The sequence below is a fragment of the Methylobacterium sp. WL7 genome (genome assembly GCF_008040085.1).
Taxonomy (GTDB): Bacteria; Pseudomonadota; Alphaproteobacteria; order Rhizobiales; family Beijerinckiaceae; genus Methylobacterium; species Methylobacterium mesophilicum.
Genome location: NZ_VRVG01000099.1, coordinates 1 through 20,458, shown reverse-complemented (window position 1 = coordinate 20,458; position 20,458 = coordinate 1). Strand labels below are relative to the sequence as shown.

Below are 20,458 nucleotides of genomic sequence, written 5' to 3'. Positions count from 1 at the left end.
CTACCATCGTCACTACGCCCTGCACCCGGACAGCCCGCCCCTGACCCGCCCCGTGCTCGACACGGGTGCGGGCTCGATCCTGTCGCCGATGGGCGATCACCGGGTGCGGGTGCTGTCGGGCGTCGAACTTAACGCCCGCGACGCCGCCCCGGACCACACCCAGATCGAGGCGGCCTCCCGCGAGGCGGGGGAGACCCTGCATCTCGGCGGCCCCCTCGACAACGAGCCCTGGCTCGGCTCGCGCCCCTCCACCCCGGACGGCATGCCGGTGATCGGCCCGGCGCCACGCCACAAGGGCCTGCTGTTCGCGTTCGGCCACGGCCATATCGGCCTGTCCACCGGGCCGATCACCGGCGAGATCGTGGCCGACCTCGCCACCGGCCGGACCCCCGCGGTCCCGGTCGCGCCCTTCGCGCCCCAGCGCCTGCTGGGCTGGCCGCGCCTGCTGTGACGCTCAGCGCCAGTCGTAGGGATCGTACGGCTCCAGGGCCGCCCGGATCTGCCGCAGGGCCGCCGGCTGGCGCTGGAGATCGGCCTCCCGGGCGAGCGCGCGCAGGAACGCCCGCGGGCCGTGTTCCAGGTCCCGGGCCAGGCCGTCGTAGCGTTCGGCCGGCTCGACATGGGGCGGGTCGACGGTGACGCGGTAGTCGAGGCCGCAGGTCGGCGGATCGATGCCGAGCCGGTAGCAGATCTGCACCCGGGCGAAGGGCTCCCCGGGGCGGCGCACGACCCGGTAGCCGCCGCGCGTGAAGGCGCCGCCGGTGGCGCGCTCGGCATAGGCGAGGATCCGGTCCACCGTCGCCAGACTTTCCGTCTGCCGCGTGCGCACGAGGTCGATCGCGGCCCGTTCCGTGGGCAGGAACGGCTGCGCATCGGCGCCGGAGGCGGCCGATGCGATCAGCAATACGAGGGCGAGACGTCTCACGGCTTCCTCATACAGACGGCCACCGGCTGGGCATCCTTGGCGGCCTTGGCGGTCATGTCGAGGCAGCCGACCGTGGCGATGCCGTCGGTGACGGTCACGGACGGCACCACCGCCATGCCCCGGCAATAGGCGCCAATCAGGTCCTCGTCGCGGTGGCAGGCGACGTCGAGGCGCACAAGCGTGTTCATCGGCGGCCCGGCAGGCCCGGTGGCGCCTTCGATGCCACGATCCCCCGCGGGGCCGCGCGCGCCGGTGGCGCCGTTCAGCCCCGGCGGGCCCTGTGGACCCGGCGGTCCCTGGTCGCCCTTGGGCCCGGGCGGACCGGCCGGCCCCGGCTTCGGGGCGTCGCCGCAGCCGGCGAGCGCGAGGACCGCGATCAGCCCGGCGAGGCGCGCGGCTGTCCTGGGGAATGTCATGTGGTTCTCCGGCCGGGCGCGCCGCCGACGAAGTGGCGCCGGGCGGCCCGGAATCAATGGCGGCGCTCGCCTGGGCAGCCGCATCCCGGCCTTTTGATGCAACCTTTAGTAGAATATCTGCTTCCGCAGCGATCTTCTTGGTCGCATTAAGCTTTTCGAAAATCATTAGTTACACATCTGGACATGTGCTGGTCTTCGAGCGGCAGTTTGACTCCATGTCTCGGCGAGTACAAATAATACCCGAAACGAAACCTACCTCAGGTTGCCTCTCGAACCGTTTTTTGCGGGATGCGGGCGGGGCGGCCGCGGTGGAGTTCGCGTTGGTGGCCCTGCCGTTCCTGGCGCTGGTCGGCGCCGTCTTCCAGATCGCCTTCCAGATCTGGGCCACCCAGAACTTCGATCGCGCCCTGCAGAACGCGGTCCGGACGATCTTCACCGGGCAATTCCAGGCCGCCAACGCCGGCCAGACCGACGCCGCCACCCTGCTGGGCTCGCTGAAGACGACGATGTGCGGCACCGGCGCCGGCACCATCCCGACAATCTTCAACTGCCAGAACGTCAAGATCGACGTCGCCACCGCCAGTACGCTCGCCGGCGCCAGCGCGGCGACGCCGATCAATGCCGCGACGGGCACGTGGAACACCAGCTTCGGCACGAACTACGCCTGCGCCAAGCCGGGCACGATCGTGATCGTGACCGCGGCGGTGCAGTTCCCGACCCTGTTCAACCTGATGGGTCTCGGCACCCGACAGTTCACCACCGGCGCCGGCGCCGGGTCCAGCCTGCTCACCTCGACGGCGGTGTTCCGCACGGAGCCCTATCAGATCACCGGGACGAGCCCGTGCTGAGGTCCCTCGCACGCAAGGCGGCCGCGCTGCGCCGGGACCGGCGGGCCAGCGCGCTGGTGGAATTCGCCGTGATCCTGCCGGTGCTGCTGTCGATCTGGGCCGGCATGACCGAGATCGCCCACGCCATCGACGAGTGGCGCAAGCTGACCCTGCTCGCCCGCACCGTGGCCGACCTCACCGCCCAAGGCGACACGCAGAACCCGATCGGCACGCCGCTGATGACCGACATCGTCGCCTCCGCCGCAAAGGTGATGCGCCCGTTCGACACCAGCACCGTCCAGATCGTGGTCAGCGCGATGGGTGTCGATCTCAAGCGACTGAACCTGGTCCCGCAGGTCTGCTCCAGCGTCGCCAACGCCAACGCCAAGCCCCGGGCCGCCGGCACCGCCACCGACCTGCTCGTACCGGCGGGCTACCAGACCTCTGGGATGCGCTACGTGCTGGCCGAAGTCAGCATCAGCTACACGCCGATGATCGGCTCGGCCCTGGTCAAGCTGGTCAAGGGCGTCGGCAACACGATCACCCTCTCGGCCTCCGTCCCGTGGCCGACCCGCGGCGGCACGACCTACGGGTCGAACACCTACACCGAGGTCATCCTACCGGGCACCACCCAGAAGGCATGCGATGCCCCGTTACTCTGATCGCGCCAGCCGGCCAGGGTGGCTCGGCTTCGCGCAGGGACGCGGCGGCAACGTCGCGGTCCTGTTCGCCTTCCTGAGCGTACCGATGCTGATGTTCACGGGCGCGGCCATCGATTACGGCTTCGCGACCCGGCTCGAGACCAAGCTGCAGGCCGCGACCGACGCCACGGCGCTGCTCCTGTGCCAGACGCCGCTCACCACATCGAACGCCGACCTCAACCTGAAAGCCCAGGCGGCGATGACCGGCGCCATGGGGGTGGCCAACCTCGTGGTCGATCCTCTCACGATCACCAGCAACCCGCGCCAGATCACCCTGACCGCCCACAAGCTCTCGACGGTGTTCTTCGGCAAGGTCACGGGGACGAACCGCATCAACCCGGGCGCCACCGCCCAATGCGCCACGCCGCTGCCCAAGACCTTCGAGATCGCGCTGGTCCTCGACAACACCGGCTCGATGTCCGCGTCGAGCGGCGGCCAGTCGAAGCTCCAGGCGGTGCAGAGCGCAGCCACCGACTTCGTCAACTACGTCTACACCAACGCGGCCTTCTCCAGCGCGACGCGGATCTCGATCGTGCCGTTCGCCGGCGCCGTGGCGGTCGATCCGACCGCCTTCCGGTACGCATCCTGGATCGACCAGACCGGGCAGTCCAGCTACCACTGGACCAACGTCCTCCAGCCTGCCGTATCGAACTTCAAGAGCCGGTTCGACATCTTCGCCAAGCTCCAGGGCGTCTATTCCGGCTGGGGTTGGGGCGGCTGCCTCGAAACCCTGCCCTACCCGCTCAACGTCCAGGACGGCGCGCCGACCATCGGCAACAAGGATTCCTACTTCGTGCCGCTGTTCGCCCCCGATGAGCCGGGCGATTCCAGCACGACCTTCGCAGCATATTCAGTAAACAAGTACACGACCTATTACAGCTTCAACAGCTACATCGATGACGACAACGGCAACTGCCCGCCGCTCGCGAGCGGAACGTCTTTCAACACTGCCGAAGGCCAGGCGTGCAAATACGTCAAACCGCAGAACGCTGCGCCGACGTCGCTGAATACCAAGACGGGCATCCCCAGCGGGCCGAATTTCGGGTGCACGACCCAGCCGCTCCTGCGGCTCACGAGCAATACCAGCGCGCTCAAGACCCTGATCGGCCAGATGGCGCCGCTGGGTGCGACCAACATCCACGAGGGTTTCATGTGGGGGTGGCGGACGCTCTCGCCGAAGAGCGTCTTCGCCGACACGAACCCGCCCGCCGCCTACGCGTCGAGTTCCAACAGCTCGAACGCGACGACGATCAACAAGATCATCATCCTGATGACCGACGGCGAGAACAGCTGGACGGCCAACCCGAACGCGCCCAACGGGTCGCTCTACTTCGCCGCCGGCTATTTCCAGAACGCCAACGGCACCAACCCGAACGGCCGGTTGCCCGCCACCAACCAGAACGTCTCGGACGCCGCCGGCGCCCGCAACGCCCTCGACGCCCTCACCGCGGAAGCCTGCAAGAACGCGAAGGCGGTCAACATCTCGATCTACACGATCGGCTTCAGCGTCCCGGCCGATCCGATCGACGCCGCGGGACAGACGCTCCTGAAAAACTGCGCGACGAATCCGGGCCAGTTCTATCTGGCCAACAATTCCGACGACCTGATCGCGGCGTTCCAGCAGATCCGCGCGAGCATCGGCGCGCTGCGGCTGACGCAGTAATCTCGGGAAACGAACCGGCCCCCTCAATCGTCCCGATACACCTTCTCCCGGCGCTCGTGCCGCTCCTGGGCTTCGAGCGACAGGGTGGCGATCGGCCGGGCATCGAGGCGGCGGAGCGAGATCGGCTCGCCGGTCTCCTCGCAAAAGCCGTAGGACCCGTCCTCGAGGCGGGCGAGCGCCGCGTCGATCTTGCCGGTCAGCTTGCGCTGGCGGTCGCGCGCCCGCAGCTCGATCGCCCGGTCGGTCTCCGAGGAGGCGCGGTCGGCGAGATCGGGGTGGTTCTCGTTCTCGCTCTGCAGCGCGACGAGCGTATCCTGCGCCTCACGCAGGATGTCGCTCTTCCAGCTCAGGAGCTTGCGCCGGAAGTACTCACGCTGCCGGTCGTTCATGAAGGGCTCGTCGTCGGACGGGACGTAGCCGTCCTCCAGCGTCACCTTCGCCATGCGTCACCCTCGCTGGATCGTAACCGCCCACCAGGGGATGGCCGGTGTGCGGCGATAACGTGAGGTGCCGTATAGTCGAGGTGCTTAATCGCGACAACGCGCAGCGTTGCAGGGCTTGGATGTTGTCTCGAATGCGTGGCCCCCTGCGGCAAACAAGCCACGGTCTAGAGCGTCCAGTTCAAAGCTGGTGGCCGGCATTTCAAAAAAGGTGTTGGAAAATCAAGGGCCGAGCGCATCACCCTGTTCCGGTATCCGGGACGGGACGGCCGGGCTTAGTCCGCCGAAAACGTCCGCAGGTGAACGATCGCGGCGGCAATCTCGTCCGTCAACGCTCGGGCGAGCGGCAGCCGATAGTGAGTTTGATCGAAAAACAGATCCGGATTGCCGGCGTCCGGTCGCCCGGCACGTCCATCGATGACCGTATTCAGCGGATGAACGGCAAGCGCCGATCGGACTTCGGCGCGACAAGCCGCCTCGGCCGCAGCCCGCGGGCTCCCGGCCGGCGGCTCGGCGCGGGCGTAGACCGGCGGAAACACCACCACTACGGCGGTCCTGGGCGGGATCCGCGCCAGTTCGGCGCGCAACCGGTCGGCCACCGGGAACGGCCCGCCGTGATGCGGCTCGGCCTCGGGGCCGACCGGCCGCTCCAGCGCCGCCTTCTTGGCCGGATCACGGCCGAACCCCTGGCTCAGGTAGTTCGACTCGTAATCCCACCAGCCGTCGGACGCGGCCTGCTTGCGGCGCGGGTTCAGGAGCCAGCCGAGGCGGTTGATCGTCTCCTGCGCGGCGGTGAAGCGCAGCAGCCCCTTGAGATAAGCCTGCCAGTCGCCGAGCAGCCAGTACGGGAAGCCGTGCTCGCTCGGGAAAGACGGGTCGTCGGAGCACCAGAACGCATCGGCCGACAGCACGATCGCCTCGGGCCGGGCGTGGTGCTTCAGATACCAATCCAGCAAGGCGAATTGCTCGGACGGCCCGGTGGCCGGCACCGACAGCTGCACGAACGGGATGCCGGTGAGCCGGGTCAGCGAAGCGGGCTCGATCAACTGGATGTGGGAATTGCCGATCACAGCACCCGCATAGGCCGGGTCACGGCCGCGCACAGCCGAGGCGGTGCGCGGGCCCTGCGGGCGGACGGCGCCGCGGGACACGAGCGTCGAGCGGCCGGTATCGTAGGGATCGACCAGCACCGCCAGGCCGAGATAGGCCGCAAACAGCCCGACCATCGCCAGCAGCACGGTGCGGACGAAAGCGCGCCAGGCCCGATCCTGTGGGGGGTGAGCGAGCGCCATCCTCAGAACTGGAAATAGATGAACTCGTAGTTCGCATCGTCCCCGATCTTCAGGAGGACGACGACGAACAGGAGCGCGAAGCCGAAGGCCAGGATGCGCCTGGGCGGCAGGCGGTGCACCGCCGCCCAGGCTGTCGGGCCGACCGTGGCGACCAGGGCCGCCACCGCGATGGTGCGCCATTTGAAGCCCGAGCCGTGGGGCGCGAGCCCGAACAGGCCCTTGAAGATCACGAGCGCCGCCTCGAAGCTCGTCGCCCGGAAAAGCACCCAGGTCAGCATCACGAACAGGCTGGTGAGCAGCCAGCCGAGCGGCACCGGCACGCTCAGGCGCGCCCGGCGGGCCAGGAGCCCGGCACCGAGGCCGAGCCCGTGCAGGGCGCCCCAGGCCAGGAAGGTCAGGCCCGCCCCGTGCCACAGGCCGCCCAGCGTCATGGTGGCGGCCAGCGCCCCGACCTGGCGCGGCAGGCCGCGCCGGTTCCCGCCCATGGGGATGTAGAGGTAGTCGCGCAGGAACCGCGACAGGGTCATGTGCCAGCGGCGCCAGAAGTCGCGCAGCGAGGTGGCGCGATAGGGCGCGTCGAAATTCTGCGGCAGGACCAACCCGAACAGCAGCGCGATGCCGAGCGCCATGTCGGTGTAGCCGGAGAAATCGAAATAGATCTGGAAGGTGAAGCCCAGGGTCGCCTGCCACGCCTCCGCGACGGTGACGACCTTGCCGGCGGCCGCCGCCTGGAACACCGGGTTCACGTAAGCCGCGAGGGGATCGCCCAAAAACACCTTCTTGGCGAGACCGACCGTGAGCAGCATCAGCCCGCGCGCGAAGCGCTCGGCGGCGTCGGGCCGCGCGTAGGGCCGCTCGTCGAACTGGTGCATGATCTCGCTCCAGCGCACGAGCGGGCCGGCGAGAACCTGCGGGAAGAACGCGATGTAGAGCGCGTATCGGGTCAGCCCGAAGGCCGGCGCCCGGCCGGCCCGCAGGTCGGCGAGGTACATGATGTGGTGGAAGGTGAAGAACGAGATGCCGAGCGGCAGGGCCAGCCCGAGGCGCGGCGCCTCCAGGCCCGGGACCAGGTTGGCGAGGTCGGCGAAGAAGTCGAGGTACTTGAACACCCCGAGCAACGCCAGGTTGGCCGCGATCGCCCCCGGGATCAGCCAGCGCCCGGGCTGGCGCCGATAGACCCACGCCACGCACCAGTTCGCCAGGATCGAGCCGGCGAGCAGGGGCACGAACCGGACATCCCACCACCCGTAGAAGACGAACGACAGGACCACGAGCAGCGGCAATCGCCAGGCCGGCGCCGCGCGCTCCACCAGCGCGTGCAGGATCAGCGCGGCCGGCAGGAAGGCGAGGAGGAAGACGAAGGAGTTGAACAGCATCGGGCGGGGCGGCGCGGAGGGGAAGGATGGGCCGCCGGTCTCTCCGGGCGCGAGGCGCCCGCCTTGTCGGGGATCGCGGCGGGCCCGTCAATCGCCGACGCTCACCCCGCCCGCCGCGCCGCCTCGATGGTCAGGCCCAGCCCGACCGAGCCGAACGTATCACCCTCCACCACCCGGGCCGCGGGCAGCGCGGCGGTGAGCGCGGCGCGCAGGTGCGGCAGGCCCGTGGAGCCGCCGGTGAGGAACAAGGCGTCGATCCGCTCCGGCCCGAGTTCGGCCTGGGCGAGGCAGCGGGCGATCCGGGCGGCGACCGCCCGGGCGAGGTCGCCGGTCTGCGTCGAGAGGGTATCGCGGCTCACTTCGGCCGTAAGGCCTGGCTCGATCAGGCCGAGGTCGAGATCGGTGGTGCCGGCCTCCGAGGCGGCGATCTTGGCCCCCTCGACGGCGCCCGCCAGGGCGTGGCCGCGCTCGCCCTCGACGGCTGCGCGCAGGCGGGCGACGAGGGCGGGCTTGGCGCAATCGCGGATCACCTCGTCGATCTCGCGCAGGGTCTTCGCGTTGTAGAGGCGGTTGATCGCCGACCAGGTGGCGAGGTCGTGGAAATAGGCGTTCGGCACCGCGAGGTCGCCGCGCCGCATGGGGCTGCCGAGCCCCATCAGGGGCATCACGGTGCCGAGGCTGAGCTGCCGGTCGAAATCGGTGCCGCCGATCCGCACGCCGTCGTTGGCCAGGATGTCGCCGGCCCGGTCCGGGCGGCCCCGCCGCTCGGGGGACAGCCGCACGATGGAAAAGTCCGAGGTGCCGCCGCCGATATCGGCGATCAGCGCGATCTCCTCCGAGCGGACCTGCCGCTCGTAGTCGAGGGCGGCGGCGATCGGCTCGTACTGGAACGAGACTTCGCGGAAGCCGACGTCCCGGGCGATGTCGCGCAGCGTGTCCTCGGCCCGCCGGTCGGCCTCCGCGTCGCCGTCGACGAAATGCACCGGCCGGCCGTGGACCACGGTGTCGAGGGATTGGCCACAGGCCACCTCGGCCCGCGCCTTCACGGCCGAAAGGTAGCGGGCGATCACGTCGCGCAGGCGCAGGCGCTCGCGGCCGACCGGGGTCGCCTCGTCCATCAGCGGCGTGCCGAGGACCGATTTCAGTCCGCGCATCAGTCGGCCGGGATGGCCGTCGACGTAGGCCGCGGTGGCGGCCCGGCCGATCAGCGGCGCCTCGCCCGGTTCGAAGAAGATCGCACTGGGGATGGTCCGGTGCGCGCCTTCGAGCGGGATCAGGGCCGGTCCCGCCGCCGCGAGATGCCCCAGGGTGGTGTTCGACGTGCCGAAATCGAGGCCGCAGGCCGCCATCGCGTGAGGGATCCGGTTTGGTTCGAGGGAGGGCGGCCCCTACAGGGCGGCGGCGTCCGGGTCCAGCGCCGCCGCGGCATTGCAGCCGCGCGACAGCCTTGCGGGAAGCGTGGACAGCGCGTCCGGGGGAGGCCCCGACCCGGTCCCGGCATGCTATGGAGCGCCATGCGTTCCGATATCGACCTCGGCCTGACCGGCGAGCGCCCGGCGCTCCTCGACCTCACCGAACTGCTGGCCACGCGGCTCCTGGTCCAGGGCAACTCGGGCTCCGGCAAGTCGCACCTGCTCCGGCGCCTGCTGGAGCAGAGCGCGGGACTCGTGCAGCAGGCGGTGATCGACCCGGAAGGCGACTTCGCCAGCCTCGCCGACCGCTACGGCCACGTCGTGGTGGAGGCGGACGGCGACGACGTCGCGCTCCAGCGCATCGCCGCCCGGGTGCGCACCCACCGGGTCTCGGTGGTGCTGTCGCTCGAGAACCTCGACGCCGAGGGGCAGATGCGCGCCGCCGCGGCGTTCCTCGGCGGCCTGTTCGACGCCGACCGGGACCATTGGTACCCGATGCTGGTGGCGGTGGACGAGGCGCAGCTGTTCGCCCCGGCCGCGGCCGGCGAGGTCTCGGACGAGGCCCGCCGCCTTTCGCTCGGCGCCATGACCAACCTGATGTGCCGCGGCCGCAAGCGCGGGCTCGCGGGCGTGATCGCCACGCAGCGCCTGGCCAAGCTCGCCAAGAACGTGGCCGCCGAGGCCTCCAACTTCCTGATGGGCCGGACCTTCCTCGACATCGACATGGCCCGCGCCGCCGACCTGCTCGGGCTGGAGCGCCGCCAGGCCGAGACGTTCCGCGACCTGCCGCGCGGACATTTCGTGGCGCTGGGTCCGGCCCTGTCGCGGCGACCGCTCACCATCGCGGTGGGTCCGACCCTGACGGTGAGCCGGTCGTCCTCGCCGGTGCTCGTCCCCCTCCCCGACCCGACCGAGGATGCGAGGGCGCTGATCCTAACGGCGAGCCCGGCCGACAGCCTGGCGCCACCGATGCCGCGCCCGAAGCCGCGCCCGGTGGCGGCCCCGGACGTCCTCGTCCAGCTCGCGAGCTACCGCCCCCCGGCCCCGCCGGAGGAGCCCGAAGAGGAGCCGATGGACCCGGAGGCGCGGGAGGCCGCGCTCGCCGAGGTCCTGGCCTCGGTGCTGGCCGATGCAGACGCCGCCGCCTGCACCCCCGCGACGCTCTATCAGGACTTCACCGTCCGCTGCCGGATCCGGCGCCTGCGCGGCGACACGATGGGATTGCCGGAGTTCAAGCGCCGGCTCGCCGTGGCCCGGGCCGAGGCGGGCGGCGCTGTCGCCGACAACTCCACCTGGGAGCGGGCCCAAGCGATCGCGGCTGGCCTGCCGGACGACCTCGCCGGCCTGTTCCTGGTGGTCGCCCGCGCGGCGATCGAGGGCGCGCCCTGCCCCACCGACGCGATGCTGGCCGACGCGTACGGCACCAGCTCGGGCGGTCGCGCCCGGCGGATGCTGGCCTATCTCGAGGAGCGCGGCGCGATCGTCACCCGGAAGGATCTGCGCGGCGCGCCGATCATCGCGGTGCCCGATCTCGCGGTCGAGACCGGCCCGGGCGAGCCGCAGATGCTGCCGACCGGGCCGAAGCGGCGGGCGGGGTAGGCGATCCGTCGTTGCGACCGGAGCAGCTATGCGCTGCGCCGGCCTTCGAGCTTGGCGAGTTCCACCGCGGCGCGCAGCTCGATCTCGGCCATAAGCCCGTCGAGGCGCGGATCCCCCGAGGAGGCCGCGCGCTGGGCCAGGCGGCCGGCGATGGCGCGCAGATCCTGCGGGGCGACGCGGCCGCCGAGCATCGCGGCCTTGAGGCGGTCGAGGCCGTCGAGCAGGTCGTGGCCGCGCTTGGCCGTGCGCCGACGGCGCTCCTGCGGCGTCTCGGTCTCGCCCTGAAGCAGCAAGACGGCATCGAGCCCCGCCAGGGTCGCCGCGGCGGCCGGCGCACCGGTGCCGGACGTGGAGGCCGGCGCCGCATCGAGGCTGAAGCCGCGCCCGCCCTCGACCCGGGCCTTGGCCGCGACGCCGCCGGCATTCTGGATCGGCTGGCGAGTGTCGACGCGCATGATCGTGTTCGTGTCGCTCCGGGCGCTCCTGCGCTGCCCCGACTCTCGGCCCGCACGGTTAAGCACCGGTAAACAGGCCGGCAGAACCTGCCGGGTCGGCAGGTTCGGTGCCGGTCGATCACATTCTGCGGCCGCTTGCCGGCTGGATAATGATATCTGTTCTCAACGGTTTAGCGGAAAGCCCAGGCTGGCATGGGGCTGGCAGGGAGGGGGGCAGGTCCGTTCACCCGCGAAAAAAACCGGCATGCGCCCGAGCCACCCTATCAAGCTCCTCGGATCGGCCCTCGCGGCGCTCGTCGTCGGGGTGCTGCTGATCGCCGCGGCCTCGGGCCCGGCCCTCGCCCTGTCGCGGGTGAAGGACCTGGCCTCCATCGAGGGCGTGCGCCAGAACCAGCTGGTCGGCTACGGAATCGTGGTCGGTCTCAACGGCACCGGCGACACCCTCAACAACATCCCGTTCACCAAGCAGTCGCTGCAGGCAATGCTGGAGCGGCTCGGGGTCAACACGCGGGGGGCCACGATGCGCACCCAGAACCTCGCCGCCGTGATGGTGACGGCGAGCCTGCCGCCCTTCGCCGCCCAGGGCACCCGCATCGACGTGACGGTCTCGTCGCTCGGCGACGCGAAATCCCTCCAGGGCGGTACGCTGCTGGTGACGCCGCTGCTGGGCGCCGACGGCGAGGTCTACGCCCTGGCGCAGGGCTCGGTGGCGATCGCGGGCTTCTCGGCCGAGGGCGACGCCGCCAAGATCACCCGGGGCGTGCCGACCAACGGCCGCATCTCCAACGGCGCCAACATCGAGCGCGAGATCGCGTTCAAGCTGAACGACGCCCGCGCCCTGCGGCTGTCCCTGCGCAACCCCGATTTCACCACCTCGAAGCGGATCGCCGCGGCGATCAACGACTTCATGGGCGCCGACACCGCCGAGCCGACCGACCCGGCCACGGTCACGATCCAGATCCCGGCCAAGTACAACGGCAACATGATCCGCCTGATCACCGAGGTGGAGCAGCTCAAGGTCGAGCCCGACCAGACCGCCCGGGTGGTGGTCGACGAGCGCTCGGGCATCATCGTGATGGGCCGCGACGTGCGCGTCTCCACGGTGGCGATCGCGCAGGGCAACCTCACGGTCACGATCAGCGAGCAGCCGCAGGTGAGCCAGCCGGCGCCCTTCTCCAACGGCCGCACCGCCGTGGTGCCGCGCACGAGCCTGAAGGTCGACACCGGCGACGGCAACAAGCTGGCGCTGGTCAAGGAGGGCGTGAGCCTGCGCGAGCTGGTCGATGGCCTGAACGCCCTCGGGGTCGGCCCCCGCGACCTGATCTCGATCCTCCAGGCGATCAAGACTGCCGGGGCGCTCCAGGCCGATATCGAACTGATGTGATTGTCGCGTGCATCGTCCCGAAAGGTGGTTGCCGGCTTTCGGAAAAAGACGATGCCCCAGGAAGGTCCGGAGGGCTAATCATGCTGCCACTCGCCAACATCGCGGCCAACGCCGCCGCCGGCGTCGGGAAATCCATCGCCACCAGCGTGTCCGACGGCATCCTCAAGACCGGAAGCACCGCCAAGGCGCACAAGACCGCCACCGAGTTCGAGTCGATGTTCCTGGAGAACAGCCTCGACCGGATGATGCAGTCGGACGGGACAGAAGGCCCGCTCGGCGAGAACGGCACCGGCGGCGGCGTCTACCGCTCGATGCTGACCAAGGAATACGCGGGACAGATCGTGAAGAGCGGCGGCGTCGGCATCGCCGATTCGGTGTTTCGTGAGATCATGAAGATGCAGGGCGCGACCACCGATGGAGCCGGCAATGCAAAGGGCTGAACCGCTGCGCGTCGCCGACCGGATCACCGCCGAGGCGCTGGTCGGGGGCGTGCTGGCCAACATGGCCGCGCTGGAGGCGGTGCTGGCCGAGGAGGCCGCGCATGTCCGGGCCGGGCGCCTGCGCGAAGGTCTGGCGGCGGCCGAGCCCAAGTCCGCGCTCGCCGCGGCCTACATGCAGGGGCTCGAAGTCGCCAAGGCCAATGCCGTGGCGCTGAAGCGCTTCAACCCGGAGGGCGTCGAGACCCTGCGGGCCGCCCATCGCCGGTTCACTGCGGCCGTCGAGGCGAACCAATCGGTGCTCGACAGCGCGCGATCCGTGTCGGAGGGGCTGATCAAGTCGCTGGCGGAGGAGATCGGCCGGGCGCAGCTGCCCTCGGGCTACGGACGGCAGGCCCCGGCGCCCTCCCCGTACGGACGGGGGGTGCGCAGCGGGCCGCTGGTTCTGTCGCGGAACCTGTAACGGCCCCCTCAGCGCCGGCCGTTGCCGATCCGCACGTAGGTCCGGACCTCGCCGAGGTCGGTGTCGGCGCGGTTGTCGATCGCCAGGTGGCCGGCGACCAGGGGCGCCGCCTCGGCGCCGACGCCATGGCCGGCGCGCAGGTCGGTGCCCGCGATCACCCGGCCGGACACGCGGATGCAACTCGTGCTGCCGGGCAGGCGCACGAAACCCGGCCCCTTCGAGGGGCACGGCACCGCGGCCGCGGCGGTCGAAGCCTTCTCACGATCGCGGGCATCGGCGGGCGCGCCGATCCCGACGAGTGCGGCGGTCAGGACCAGGGCGGTCGGCGAACGGGCCATGTCAGGCGGCCTGACGCGACAGGTCCCGGTACAGCAGATCGATGTAACGCTCGACCTCGCCGATGAAGGCGTCGAGATCAGGCTCGACGAACCGCAGCCGGGCGAGGTCGCGCAGCAGGATGTCGAGGGCGGTGGCGCGGTCGCCGGGGCGGCCGTAATCGTCGAGATAGCTGTCGATCGCCTGTTCGGCCATCACGATGGCGCCGATCTGCGCCGCTGAGCCGAGGCGGCGGACCGCGTGGACGGGTTCGGACAGCGCCATGCGGACCACTCCTCGAGCGGACGATCGCACGACAGGCGACCGTCCTGCGCGCTTCACTGCGGGAAAGCGGCAAGACTATGGTCGCGGGTCCGAATACCGGCGTCAGCTGATGTAGTTGACCAGCGAGAGCTTCGAGAGCGAGGCCGTGACCTGATAGCTGGCCTGGAGCCGGTTCTGGACGTCGAGCAGCTTGGCGACGACTTCTTCCGTCGGGGCCTGCTCGATCCCATCCAGGGTGTTCTGGACCGTGGTCCGGGTGGCGGTGTTGGTCGTGCCGGCGTTCGAGAGCCGGGTCGCGGCGACGCTGAGCTGCGTGACGGTGTCCTGGACGCTGGGGTTGGTCTGGTCGGATGCGGACAGGAGCGTCCCGGCCTTGCCGACCACCGCCTTGTAGGTGGCGCTGGTGTTGGCGTCGCTCGCCGTGGGAAGCGCGAACGCCATGGTCGCCAGGCCGGCCAGGACGTTCTGGATCGTCTTGTCGTTGGCGCGGGCGCCCGTGCCGACCTTGCCGGTGGCGCTGACCTGCACCGATTGCGTGTCGAGCGGCGAGGTCGGCACGGCCTGGGTCGGGTCCGCCGGCGTCGTGTAGGTGTTCTCGCCCTGGTACCAGAGCACCGTGTCGGTCGCCTTGGCGGCCGTGAATCCGGTCGGGTTCTTGGCCGCGTCGTAGACGATGCGCTGCTGGGGCATGATGCCGGTGCCGTTCGGGCCGCCCTTCGCCGATCCGGTGAAGAAGTCGGTCGTCACCGCCGCGGTGGCGTTCACCGCCAGCGTGCTGCTGGCCGCCCCCTTGAGCGCGTTGGTCAGCGTCGCGGACAGGTTCGTCATCGTGTCGGCGGCGGTGGCGCCGATCGCGAAGCTGGTGGTCGAGGTCGAATCCGCGCTGGCGGCCGCGGTGAGCGTCACGGTCGTCGAGGTGCCGTCCGGCATCTTCAGCGCGAAGCTGACCGTGTCGCCGACCGCCGGCTGCGCCGCCAAGCCGATGGTGAGCGAGGCCGGGCCGGCGCCCGTGATCGAGGCGCTGAGCGCCGTCCCGGTGGTCGTCGGGGTGCCGGACAGGGTGAACCCGAACTTGCCCCGGGTCGCGGCGTTCGCCTCGTCGGTGACCCGGACGGAGGTGGCGCTCGGCGCGGTCTGCGTCAGCCGGCCGTTGCCGCCGGAGCCCAGCTCCGCGGCGACCCGCTCGTTGACCAGCGACGTGAGGCCGGCGAGCGTGTTGCCCTGCGCGTCGGTGGTGCCGTTGAGGATCGTGTCGGCGTCGAGCACCGGCTGGGTCGTGGCGTCGCGGCCGCCGAACAGGTAGCTGCCGGCCGCCGACTGGTTGAGCGTGTCGAGAGCCGTCTGCAGGTTGGCGAGCGCGATCGAGCGGCCGGCCGTGGTGTTGGCCGCGATGCTCTGCAGGCCGTTGTTCAGGGCGGTGCGGGCGTCGGTGCCCAGCTTCGCGACCTGGGTCAGGCTCGTGACCGCGAGCTTGGTCCGGGTCTGGGCGGCGGTGATGCCGGCGCCGTAGCCGTCGAGCGCGCTCAAGGTGGCCTGGGCGGCCAGCGCCGTGGAGCGCCCGGTGCCGAGCCCGCCATAGGTCTGGGAGACCTTGCCGCTGGAGAGCTGGTTCGACAGGTCGTTCAGCTGGTTCTTCAGCGTCAGGAGCTGCGAGGTGTTCCGGTTGGCGACGTAGGACCCGGCCGCGAAGGGAGAGATCGTCGTCATGGTCAGATCTGCAGCAGCTGGTTGAGCATGTCGCGGGCGGCGGTCAGCACCCGGGCGTTGGCGCCGTAGGCCGTCTGCAGGGCGATCAGGTTCGACATCTCCTGGTCGATGTTGACCCCGGCCCCGGCGGAGAACCGGCTCTGCGCCGTCGAGAGCGCGGTCTGCTGGGTGTCGTCCATCGCGGCGGCGTTCGCGGACGCGGCCCCCTGCGAGGCGATCACGTCCTGCGCGAAGCCGACCACGCTCGCCCGGTAGGGGGCGGAGACCCCGCCGATGCCGCTCGACGACGAGAAGGTCTGCTGCGCCGAGGTCAGCGCCGTGAAGATCGCCTGCGCCCGGCCCCCCGAGGCGCTCGGATCGGTGGCGCTGGACGCGACGAGCGCCGAGGTGTTGCCGGACAGCGCCGGGTTGATCGAGATCCGTTGCGCGAAGCCGGTGAGCTGCGCGCCGCTGTCGAACGAGCCGGTGAACAGCTGCGGGGTCGGGGGCGGCGCCGCGGACACGTCGGTGAAAAGGGCGATCTGCGGATAGCCCGTGGTCAGGTCGCTGGGCGAGGTCGGCTGGGTGATCCTAGCGGTCGCCGCGCCAGCCACTTTGCCGCCCGCCGTGAGCGTCAGGGTCGCAGCCGACGCCGTGGCGGAGCTGTTGGTGACGCCGAGCGTCGGCAGCTTGTAGTTGGCAGCGTCAGAACTGGCATTGAACGTGCTGAAGGCGGCCTGGATCTGCGCAGCGTAGGTGGCCGGACCGCCGCTTGCGTCAAACGTCAGGGTCAGGCCGCTGGCATCGGTCGTCTGTGCCGCCGGAACGATCTTACCACCCGCGTTCGCCGACGCCACCAGCGTCACGTTCCGCACCGTGTTGGTGTTGTCGGTCACCGCGAAGGTCACCGTGTTCCCGGGCTGCATCTTCGGCAGCGTGATCGTGGTGTCGCTGACCGTGATACCACCGGTGGTCGTGGTATTGAGCGTACCGCCCACGCTCGTGTCGGTGAGCGCGCTGGCGAGCCCCCCGGCGAGGTCGTCGAGCTGGCGCTGGGCCTGCGGCAGGACCTGGTCGCGCAGCTCGATCCCCGCGGCAAGGCTCCCGGACCGGATGGCGCCGGGCGCCCCGAGGTCGATCTTGCCGCCGCCCGGGAGCGTGGCCGTGATCGTACCGACCGTGCGCTGCGCCGGGTCGGTCGAGTAGCTCGAATTCGCGCTCAGCGACCCGTGGCCGTCGAAGCTCAGCGTCGCGGCGGTGCCGCGGTCCACCAGGGTCACGCCCGATTGGGTCAGCACCGACACCGTGCCGTCGCGCTGCGCGACGGTCTGGACGTCCATGTAGCCCGAGAGCGTGTTGATCACCTGGTCGCGCTGGTCCTGGAGGTCGGCCAGGGACGAGGCGTCAGTGGTGTTCTGGATCTTGGCGTTGAGCCGGGCGACGCTGGACAGGAGCGTGCTGGCCGATCGCGTGTCGGTGCCGAGCTGGGCCTCGACCCCCGAGCGCAGGTTCTGCACCGAGGCGGCGGCGCCGTTGATCTGGCTCGCCAGCGCCGACGCGTTGCTGACCACGGTGGTGCGGGCGGCCGCCGAGGTCGGGTTGGCCGACAGCTCCTGCAGCGATTCGGTGAACGTGTTCAGCGTGCCGTCCAGCGCCGCCCCGCTGCCCGGCGCCCCGTAGAGCGCGTCGAGCTGGGACGCGATGCCGGCCTTGGTGCTGGTATAGGCGGCCCCCGAGGTCTCGAGCCGCAGCTGCTTGAGCGCGGCGGCGTCGAAACTGCGTGTGATCGCCCCGACCGCGACGCCGGAATTGTTGGTCCCGGTCGCGACGGTCGAGAGCGTTCGCTTGACGTATCCGGCCGTGCCGGCATTCGCGACGTTCTGCGAGACGACGTTGATCGCCGCCTGCGTGGCCGCAAGCCCGGCGGTCGCGGTGGAAAGCGCGTTCAGCGACATCTCACGGCCTCCGCGGTTGGGATCGCGCCCTCACTCAGCGGATCACGTTGAGCAGGTCAGACATCATCGTCTGGGCCGTCGACATGACCCGCGTGTTCGCAGAGTAGGCCTGCTGGGTTACGATCATCTTAGAGAACTCGCTCGCAATGTCGGTATTGGATTGCTCATTGCTGGCGCCCGTGATCGCGCTGCCGTTCAGCCCCACCAGGGCCGGACCGGACTCGGCGGTCTGGAGGTAGTTTCCGTTCGAATCGGCCTTCAGCCCGTCGGGGTTGGCGAACTGCGCGATGCCCACGGTGGCGAGCCCGAGCACCGAGCCGTTCGAGAACGTGCCGTTGATCTTTCCGTCCTCGCCGATTGCGACGCTGGTCAGCGTGCCGGCGCTGTTGCCGTTCTGGCTCAGCGTGTTGGTGGTCACGGCACCCGACGTGTCGGCGTACTGCGTCAGGCCGGCCGTGCCGACATTCATGGTCATGTTGGAGAACGTGTAGTCGCCCACCGTGACGTTGCCGAGCGCGACGGGACTGGTCGTCGGCGCGGTCAGCTTGCCGGTGGAGTCGAAGGTGAACGCCGTCCCGACATTCTGCCAGGCCGTCGAATTCGCCGAGGCCGTGGGATTGGAGGCGTAATAGAGGTTCCAGACTGCCGGCTGCGACGGCGTCGTGGTGGCATCCTGCACCTTGGCCCAGCGCGTGCTCAGGGTGACCGGCGCACCGGTCTGCGTGTAGGCGGTGATCGACGGGCCCGCGATGCTGTTGTTGACGAAGGTCCCGGCACCGGTCGAAGGCACCGTGGGTCCGGGCACCGTGGCTCCCGACAGGACGACCGCTGCTGGCAGCTGATTGTAGACGTCGGAGCCCGACGTGGCGGACGCGGTGGTGGCCGGGGTCGCCGGTAGGTTGGCCGCGTAGGTCAGCGACGTGGTCGGCTGGGCCGGGAGCGAGCTGTTGCCGATCTTGAGCAGCCCGGTGCTGGTCGCCTGGCCGGTGACCGGATCGAGGTTCGTGCCGGTCAGGTAGCCGCCGGCGCCGTTGACGAGGTAGCCGTCCTTGTCCTGCGCGAAGTCGCCCCGGCGCGTGTAGACGTTCGTGCCGCTGAAGGTGGCCGCACCGTTCGAATCACCGGTCTTGCGCACCACGGTGAAGAAGCCGTCGCCGTTGATCGCCATGTTGGTCGGGACGCTCGACGCCACGACGTTGCCGGCGATCGTGTTGGTCAAGCGCGACTGCGCCAGCACGGAGCCCGCGACCTCGCGCTTGGGCGTTGTCTCGGACATCATGTCGACGAAGCTGGTGTCGATCCGCTTGAATCCGGTGGTCTGCGAGTTCGCGATGTTCCCGGAGATGTTGCTGATGGCGTAGGACTGCGCCTGCAGTCCGGAGACCGAGGTCTGCAGGGCGGTAAAAAGATCCATGGCATGCGATCCCGATACGCGCCGCAATGGCCCGCAGGACCAAGGGAGCGCAACCGCCGTGCCACAGCTAAGTCCTTGGCGCAGATAGCGTTGGCCGAATCCGACCCGGCAGCACTGACCGGCCGGAGGTGCCGACCCGGCAGATTCTGCCGGACCGGGCCGGCCCCGGTCCGGCGGCATCGCCGGCGCGCGTTTACGGGGTGTTATCCGGCTCGCGCCAAGATCGGGCACGGGCTGAACCGGGTGGGGGGCGTCCCGCCCGGACGCGTCGAAGCGGCACGGATTGCGGATCTAGAGGTCATGCGGGCGAAACGGACGAGCCTCGTCCACATCATCTACTTCTCGCGCCTCAACCTCTCGTCGGATCCGGCAAAGCGGTCGGAGCAGATCAACGAGATCGGCCGGGTCGCGCAGAAGAAGAACGAGTTCTCGGTGATCACCAGCTTCCTGATCATCGAGGGCAACTTCGCCTGCCAGGTGATCGAGGGCGAGCGGTCGTCGGTTCACGAGACCTTCGACCGGGTCAGCGCCGACCAGCGCCACCGCGACGTGCAGATCAACGAGTGGCGGGAGATCGCCAAGCGTGAGTTCGTCCACTCCTTCAAGAGCGCCCAGCGCACCGCGACCAACGACGGCCTGTTCGCCAAGGCCAACCTGCTGCCGATGCTCCAGCGTGGTACTCCGAAGGCGACCGCGATCCACGGGCTCTGCGTGGCGCTCCAGAACGACGCGATGTCCCGCCAGGGCATCGATCACCTCTTCATCTGAGCCGAGCGATGTCCGAGAGCGATACGCCCCCGATCCTCATCGTCGACGACCAGGAAAAGCTCCTGCGTCTCGAGGTGATGCTGATGACCCGGATCGGCTTCCCCGACGTCGAGGGGGTCACCACGGCCGCCGAGGCGCTGGAGCGGCTGCGCACGCGCCGCTACGCGCTGGTGATCTCCGACCTGGCCATGGAGCCGATGGACGGGCTGAGCCTGCTGCGCGAGATCCGCGGCGACGACGCGCTGATGAACACGCCCTTCATGCTCACCGAATCGTCCTTCGACTTCGAGGACATCAACCTCGCCCACCAGGCGGGCGCGGACGCCTTCATCCTCAAGCCGTTCGACATGGCGGTGCTGAAGAGCAAGCTGAAGCAGGTGCTCAACCGCAAGCCGCGCAAGCGCGACGCCCCGATCGCGGCGGAATCGACGCTGACTGTGGATTTCCCAATGCTGGGGAAGTTCTGAGGTCTCGCGTCCGGCACTGACACGCGCCCACCCTCCCCCCTTTGCGGGGGAGGGTGGCCCCCGAATGGGGGTCGGGAGAGGGGCAGCGCGACGACGCAAGACGGGGCGATTGTGATAGAAGCGTCCTTCCGGAAACGGCGCTCCCCTCTCCCGACCCCTGCTGACGCAGGGGCCACCC

General features: G+C 69.9%; 22 protein-coding genes. 10 read left to right on the top strand and 12 right to left on the bottom strand.

Features of this window, described 5'->3' with window-relative positions; all coding sequences use genetic code 11:
• The coding region (locus tag FV233_RS21135) for an FAD-binding oxidoreductase (RefSeq protein ID WP_147898672.1) at window positions 1-451 on the top strand (451 nt) is incomplete at its 5' end.
• Window positions 452-454: 3 nt separating this feature from the next.
• Here the strand turns inward: FV233_RS21135 and FV233_RS21130 are convergent.
• Window positions 455-925, bottom strand: a complete 471-nt coding sequence (locus FV233_RS21130) for a hypothetical protein (protein WP_147898671.1) — start codon at window positions 923-925, stop codon at window positions 455-457.
• On the bottom strand, window positions 922-1,341 hold the full coding sequence (locus FV233_RS21125; RefSeq protein WP_147898670.1) for a hypothetical protein: 420 nt from the start codon (window positions 1,339-1,341) through the stop codon (window positions 922-924). The genes FV233_RS21130 and FV233_RS21125 overlap by 4 nt, the downstream gene beginning before the upstream one ends.
• A gap of 281 nt (window positions 1,342-1,622) precedes the next feature.
• Here FV233_RS21125 and FV233_RS21120 point away from each other — a divergent pair, with 281 nt between their 5' ends.
• Genes FV233_RS21120 through FV233_RS21110 form a run of 3 tightly spaced genes read left to right on the top strand, consistent with a single transcriptional unit; the run spans window position 1,623 to window position 4,532 of the window.
• Window positions 1,623-2,189, top strand: a complete 567-nt coding sequence (locus FV233_RS21120) for a TadE/TadG family type IV pilus assembly protein (RefSeq protein ID WP_246690050.1) — start codon at window positions 1,623-1,625, stop codon at window positions 2,187-2,189.
• Window positions 2,183-2,830: a TadE/TadG family type IV pilus assembly protein gene (locus FV233_RS21115; RefSeq protein WP_147856094.1), complete on the top strand. Its 648-nt coding sequence runs from the start codon at window positions 2,183-2,185 to the stop codon at window positions 2,828-2,830. Before FV233_RS21120 ends, FV233_RS21115 begins: the two co-directional genes overlap by 7 nt.
• Entirely contained in the window at window positions 2,814-4,532 is a 1,719-nt protein-coding gene (locus FV233_RS21110; RefSeq protein ID WP_147898669.1) for a TadE/TadG family type IV pilus assembly protein, read from the top strand. The genes FV233_RS21115 and FV233_RS21110 overlap by 17 nt, the downstream gene beginning before the upstream one ends.
• A 23-nt stretch (window positions 4,533-4,555) precedes the next feature.
• On the opposite strand, the gene dksA is transcribed toward FV233_RS21110, so the two are convergent.
• The 4 genes from dksA to FV233_RS21090 form a co-directional block, all read right to left on the bottom strand.
• Complete coding sequence (dksA, locus tag FV233_RS21105) at window positions 4,556-4,975, bottom strand: RNA polymerase-binding protein DksA (RefSeq protein WP_050733124.1); 420 nt, start codon at window positions 4,973-4,975, stop codon at window positions 4,556-4,558.
• A 272-nt stretch (window positions 4,976-5,247) separates the two neighbouring features.
• Entirely contained in the window at window positions 5,248-6,264 is a 1,017-nt protein-coding gene (locus FV233_RS21100; RefSeq protein ID WP_147898668.1) for a hypothetical protein, read from the bottom strand.
• A 2-nt stretch (window positions 6,265-6,266) separates the two neighbouring features.
• Window positions 6,267-7,640, bottom strand: a complete 1,374-nt coding sequence (locus tag FV233_RS21095; protein ID WP_147898667.1) for an MBOAT family O-acyltransferase — start codon at window positions 7,638-7,640, stop codon at window positions 6,267-6,269.
• Window positions 7,641-7,741: 101 nt separating this feature from the next.
• Window positions 7,742-8,989 carry an Hsp70 family protein gene (locus FV233_RS21090; RefSeq protein ID WP_147898666.1) on the bottom strand — a complete coding sequence of 416 codons (1,248 nt, stop codon included), beginning with the start codon at window positions 8,987-8,989 and terminating at the stop codon, window positions 7,742-7,744.
• A gap of 165 nt (window positions 8,990-9,154) precedes the next feature.
• Between FV233_RS21090 and FV233_RS21085 the strand changes: the two genes are divergently transcribed.
• Window positions 9,155-10,651, top strand: a complete 1,497-nt coding sequence (locus FV233_RS21085; RefSeq protein WP_147857184.1) for an ATP-binding protein — start codon at window positions 9,155-9,157, stop codon at window positions 10,649-10,651.
• A gap of 26 nt (window positions 10,652-10,677) precedes the next feature.
• Here FV233_RS21085 and FV233_RS21080 read toward each other — a convergent pair whose 3' ends face one another.
• Window positions 10,678-11,106, bottom strand: coding sequence for a flagellar assembly protein FliX (locus FV233_RS21080; RefSeq protein ID WP_147898665.1), 429 nt, complete (start codon window positions 11,104-11,106; stop codon window positions 10,678-10,680).
• A gap of 244 nt (window positions 11,107-11,350) precedes the next feature.
• Between FV233_RS21080 and FV233_RS21075 the strand changes: the two genes are divergently transcribed.
• The 3 genes from FV233_RS21075 (at window position 11,351) to FV233_RS21065 (ending at window position 13,390) form a co-directional block, all read left to right on the top strand.
• A complete protein-coding gene (locus tag FV233_RS21075) occupies window positions 11,351-12,490 on the top strand; it encodes a flagellar basal body P-ring protein FlgI (RefSeq protein ID WP_147854946.1) in 1,140 nt (379 codons plus the stop codon).
• An 80-nt stretch (window positions 12,491-12,570) separates the two neighbouring features.
• On the top strand, window positions 12,571-12,930 hold the full coding sequence (locus FV233_RS21070; RefSeq protein WP_147854945.1) for a rod-binding protein: 360 nt from the start codon (window positions 12,571-12,573) through the stop codon (window positions 12,928-12,930).
• On the top strand, window positions 12,917-13,390 hold the full coding sequence (locus FV233_RS21065; protein ID WP_147854944.1) for a hypothetical protein: 474 nt from the start codon (window positions 12,917-12,919) through the stop codon (window positions 13,388-13,390). Before FV233_RS21070 ends, FV233_RS21065 begins: the two co-directional genes overlap by 14 nt.
• Window positions 13,391-13,398: 8 nt before the next feature.
• Here the strand turns inward: FV233_RS21065 and FV233_RS21060 are convergent, their stop codons facing one another.
• The 5 genes from FV233_RS21060 to FV233_RS21040 all read right to left on the bottom strand — a co-directional run bounded on the left by FV233_RS21060 (window position 13,399) and on the right by FV233_RS21040 (window position 19,045).
• Window positions 13,399-13,728, bottom strand: a complete 330-nt coding sequence (locus FV233_RS21060) for a hypothetical protein (RefSeq protein WP_147898664.1) — start codon at window positions 13,726-13,728, stop codon at window positions 13,399-13,401.
• A 1-nt stretch (window position 13,729) separates the two neighbouring features.
• Window positions 13,730-13,990: a hypothetical protein gene (locus FV233_RS21055; protein WP_147854942.1), complete on the bottom strand. Its 261-nt coding sequence runs from the start codon at window positions 13,988-13,990 to the stop codon at window positions 13,730-13,732.
• A 102-nt stretch (window positions 13,991-14,092) separates the two neighbouring features.
• Window positions 14,093-15,697 (bottom strand): flagellin, encoded by a 1,605-nt coding sequence (locus FV233_RS21050; RefSeq protein ID WP_147854941.1) that lies wholly within the window; start codon window positions 15,695-15,697, stop codon window positions 14,093-14,095.
• Window positions 15,698-15,699: 2 nt separating this feature from the next.
• On the bottom strand, window positions 15,700-17,631 hold the full coding sequence (flgK, locus tag FV233_RS21045; protein WP_147854940.1) for a flagellar hook-associated protein FlgK: 1,932 nt from the start codon (window positions 17,629-17,631) through the stop codon (window positions 15,700-15,702).
• A gap of 34 nt (window positions 17,632-17,665) precedes the next feature.
• On the bottom strand, window positions 17,666-19,045 hold the full coding sequence (locus FV233_RS21040; protein WP_147898663.1) for a flagellar hook-basal body complex protein: 1,380 nt from the start codon (window positions 19,043-19,045) through the stop codon (window positions 17,666-17,668).
• Between the two features lie 300 nt (window positions 19,046-19,345).
• On the opposite strand from FV233_RS21040, the gene FV233_RS21035 reads away from it, so the two are divergent.
• A complete protein-coding gene (locus FV233_RS21035; protein WP_147898662.1) occupies window positions 19,346-19,813 on the top strand; it encodes a BLUF domain-containing protein in 468 nt (155 codons plus the stop codon).
• An 8-nt stretch (window positions 19,814-19,821) separates the two neighbouring features.
• Window positions 19,822-20,280 (top strand): response regulator, encoded by a 459-nt coding sequence (locus FV233_RS21030; protein ID WP_147854937.1) that lies wholly within the window; start codon window positions 19,822-19,824, stop codon window positions 20,278-20,280.
• Window positions 20,281-20,458: the final 178 nt, after the last annotated feature.

Bases quoted from the DNA above. Each gene is read 5' to 3' on its own strand.
- FV233_RS21080 (WP_147898665.1), bottom strand. From the start codon at position 11,106: ATGCGCGTCGACACTCGCCAGCCGATCCAGAATGCCGGCGGCGTCGCG.
- FV233_RS21125 (WP_147898670.1), bottom strand. From the start codon at position 1,341: ATGACATTCCCCAGGACAGCCGCGCGCCTCGCCGGGCTGATCGCGGTC.
- FV233_RS21095 (WP_147898667.1), bottom strand. From the start codon at position 7,640: ATGCTGTTCAACTCCTTCGTCTTCCTCCTCGCCTTCCTGCCGGCCGCG.
- FV233_RS21070 (WP_147854945.1), top strand. From the start codon at position 12,571: ATGCTGCCACTCGCCAACATCGCGGCCAACGCCGCCGCCGGCGTCGGG.
- dksA (WP_050733124.1), bottom strand. From the start codon at position 4,975: ATGGCGAAGGTGACGCTGGAGGACGGCTACGTCCCGTCCGACGACGAG.
- FV233_RS21075 (WP_147854946.1), top strand. From the start codon at position 11,351: ATGCGCCCGAGCCACCCTATCAAGCTCCTCGGATCGGCCCTCGCGGCG.
- FV233_RS21035 (WP_147898662.1), top strand. From the start codon at position 19,346: ATGCGGGCGAAACGGACGAGCCTCGTCCACATCATCTACTTCTCGCGC.
- FV233_RS21110 (WP_147898669.1), top strand. From the start codon at position 2,814: ATGCCCCGTTACTCTGATCGCGCCAGCCGGCCAGGGTGGCTCGGCTTC.
- FV233_RS21060 (WP_147898664.1), bottom strand. From the start codon at position 13,728: ATGGCCCGTTCGCCGACCGCCCTGGTCCTGACCGCCGCACTCGTCGGG.
- FV233_RS21090 (WP_147898666.1), bottom strand. From the start codon at position 8,989: ATGGCGGCCTGCGGCCTCGATTTCGGCACGTCGAACACCACCCTGGGG.
- FV233_RS21100 (WP_147898668.1), bottom strand. From the start codon at position 6,264: ATGGCGCTCGCTCACCCCCCACAGGATCGGGCCTGGCGCGCTTTCGTC.
- FV233_RS21085 (WP_147857184.1), top strand. From the start codon at position 9,155: ATGCGTTCCGATATCGACCTCGGCCTGACCGGCGAGCGCCCGGCGCTC.
- flgK (WP_147854940.1), bottom strand. From the start codon at position 17,631: ATGTCGCTGAACGCGCTTTCCACCGCGACCGCCGGGCTTGCGGCCACG.
- FV233_RS21050 (WP_147854941.1), bottom strand. From the start codon at position 15,697: ATGACGACGATCTCTCCCTTCGCGGCCGGGTCCTACGTCGCCAACCGG.
- FV233_RS21040 (WP_147898663.1), bottom strand. From the start codon at position 19,045: ATGGATCTTTTTACCGCCCTGCAGACCTCGGTCTCCGGACTGCAGGCG.
- FV233_RS21065 (WP_147854944.1), top strand. From the start codon at position 12,917: ATGCAAAGGGCTGAACCGCTGCGCGTCGCCGACCGGATCACCGCCGAG.
- FV233_RS21030 (WP_147854937.1), top strand. From the start codon at position 19,822: ATGTCCGAGAGCGATACGCCCCCGATCCTCATCGTCGACGACCAGGAA.
- FV233_RS21055 (WP_147854942.1), bottom strand. From the start codon at position 13,990: ATGGCGCTGTCCGAACCCGTCCACGCGGTCCGCCGCCTCGGCTCAGCG.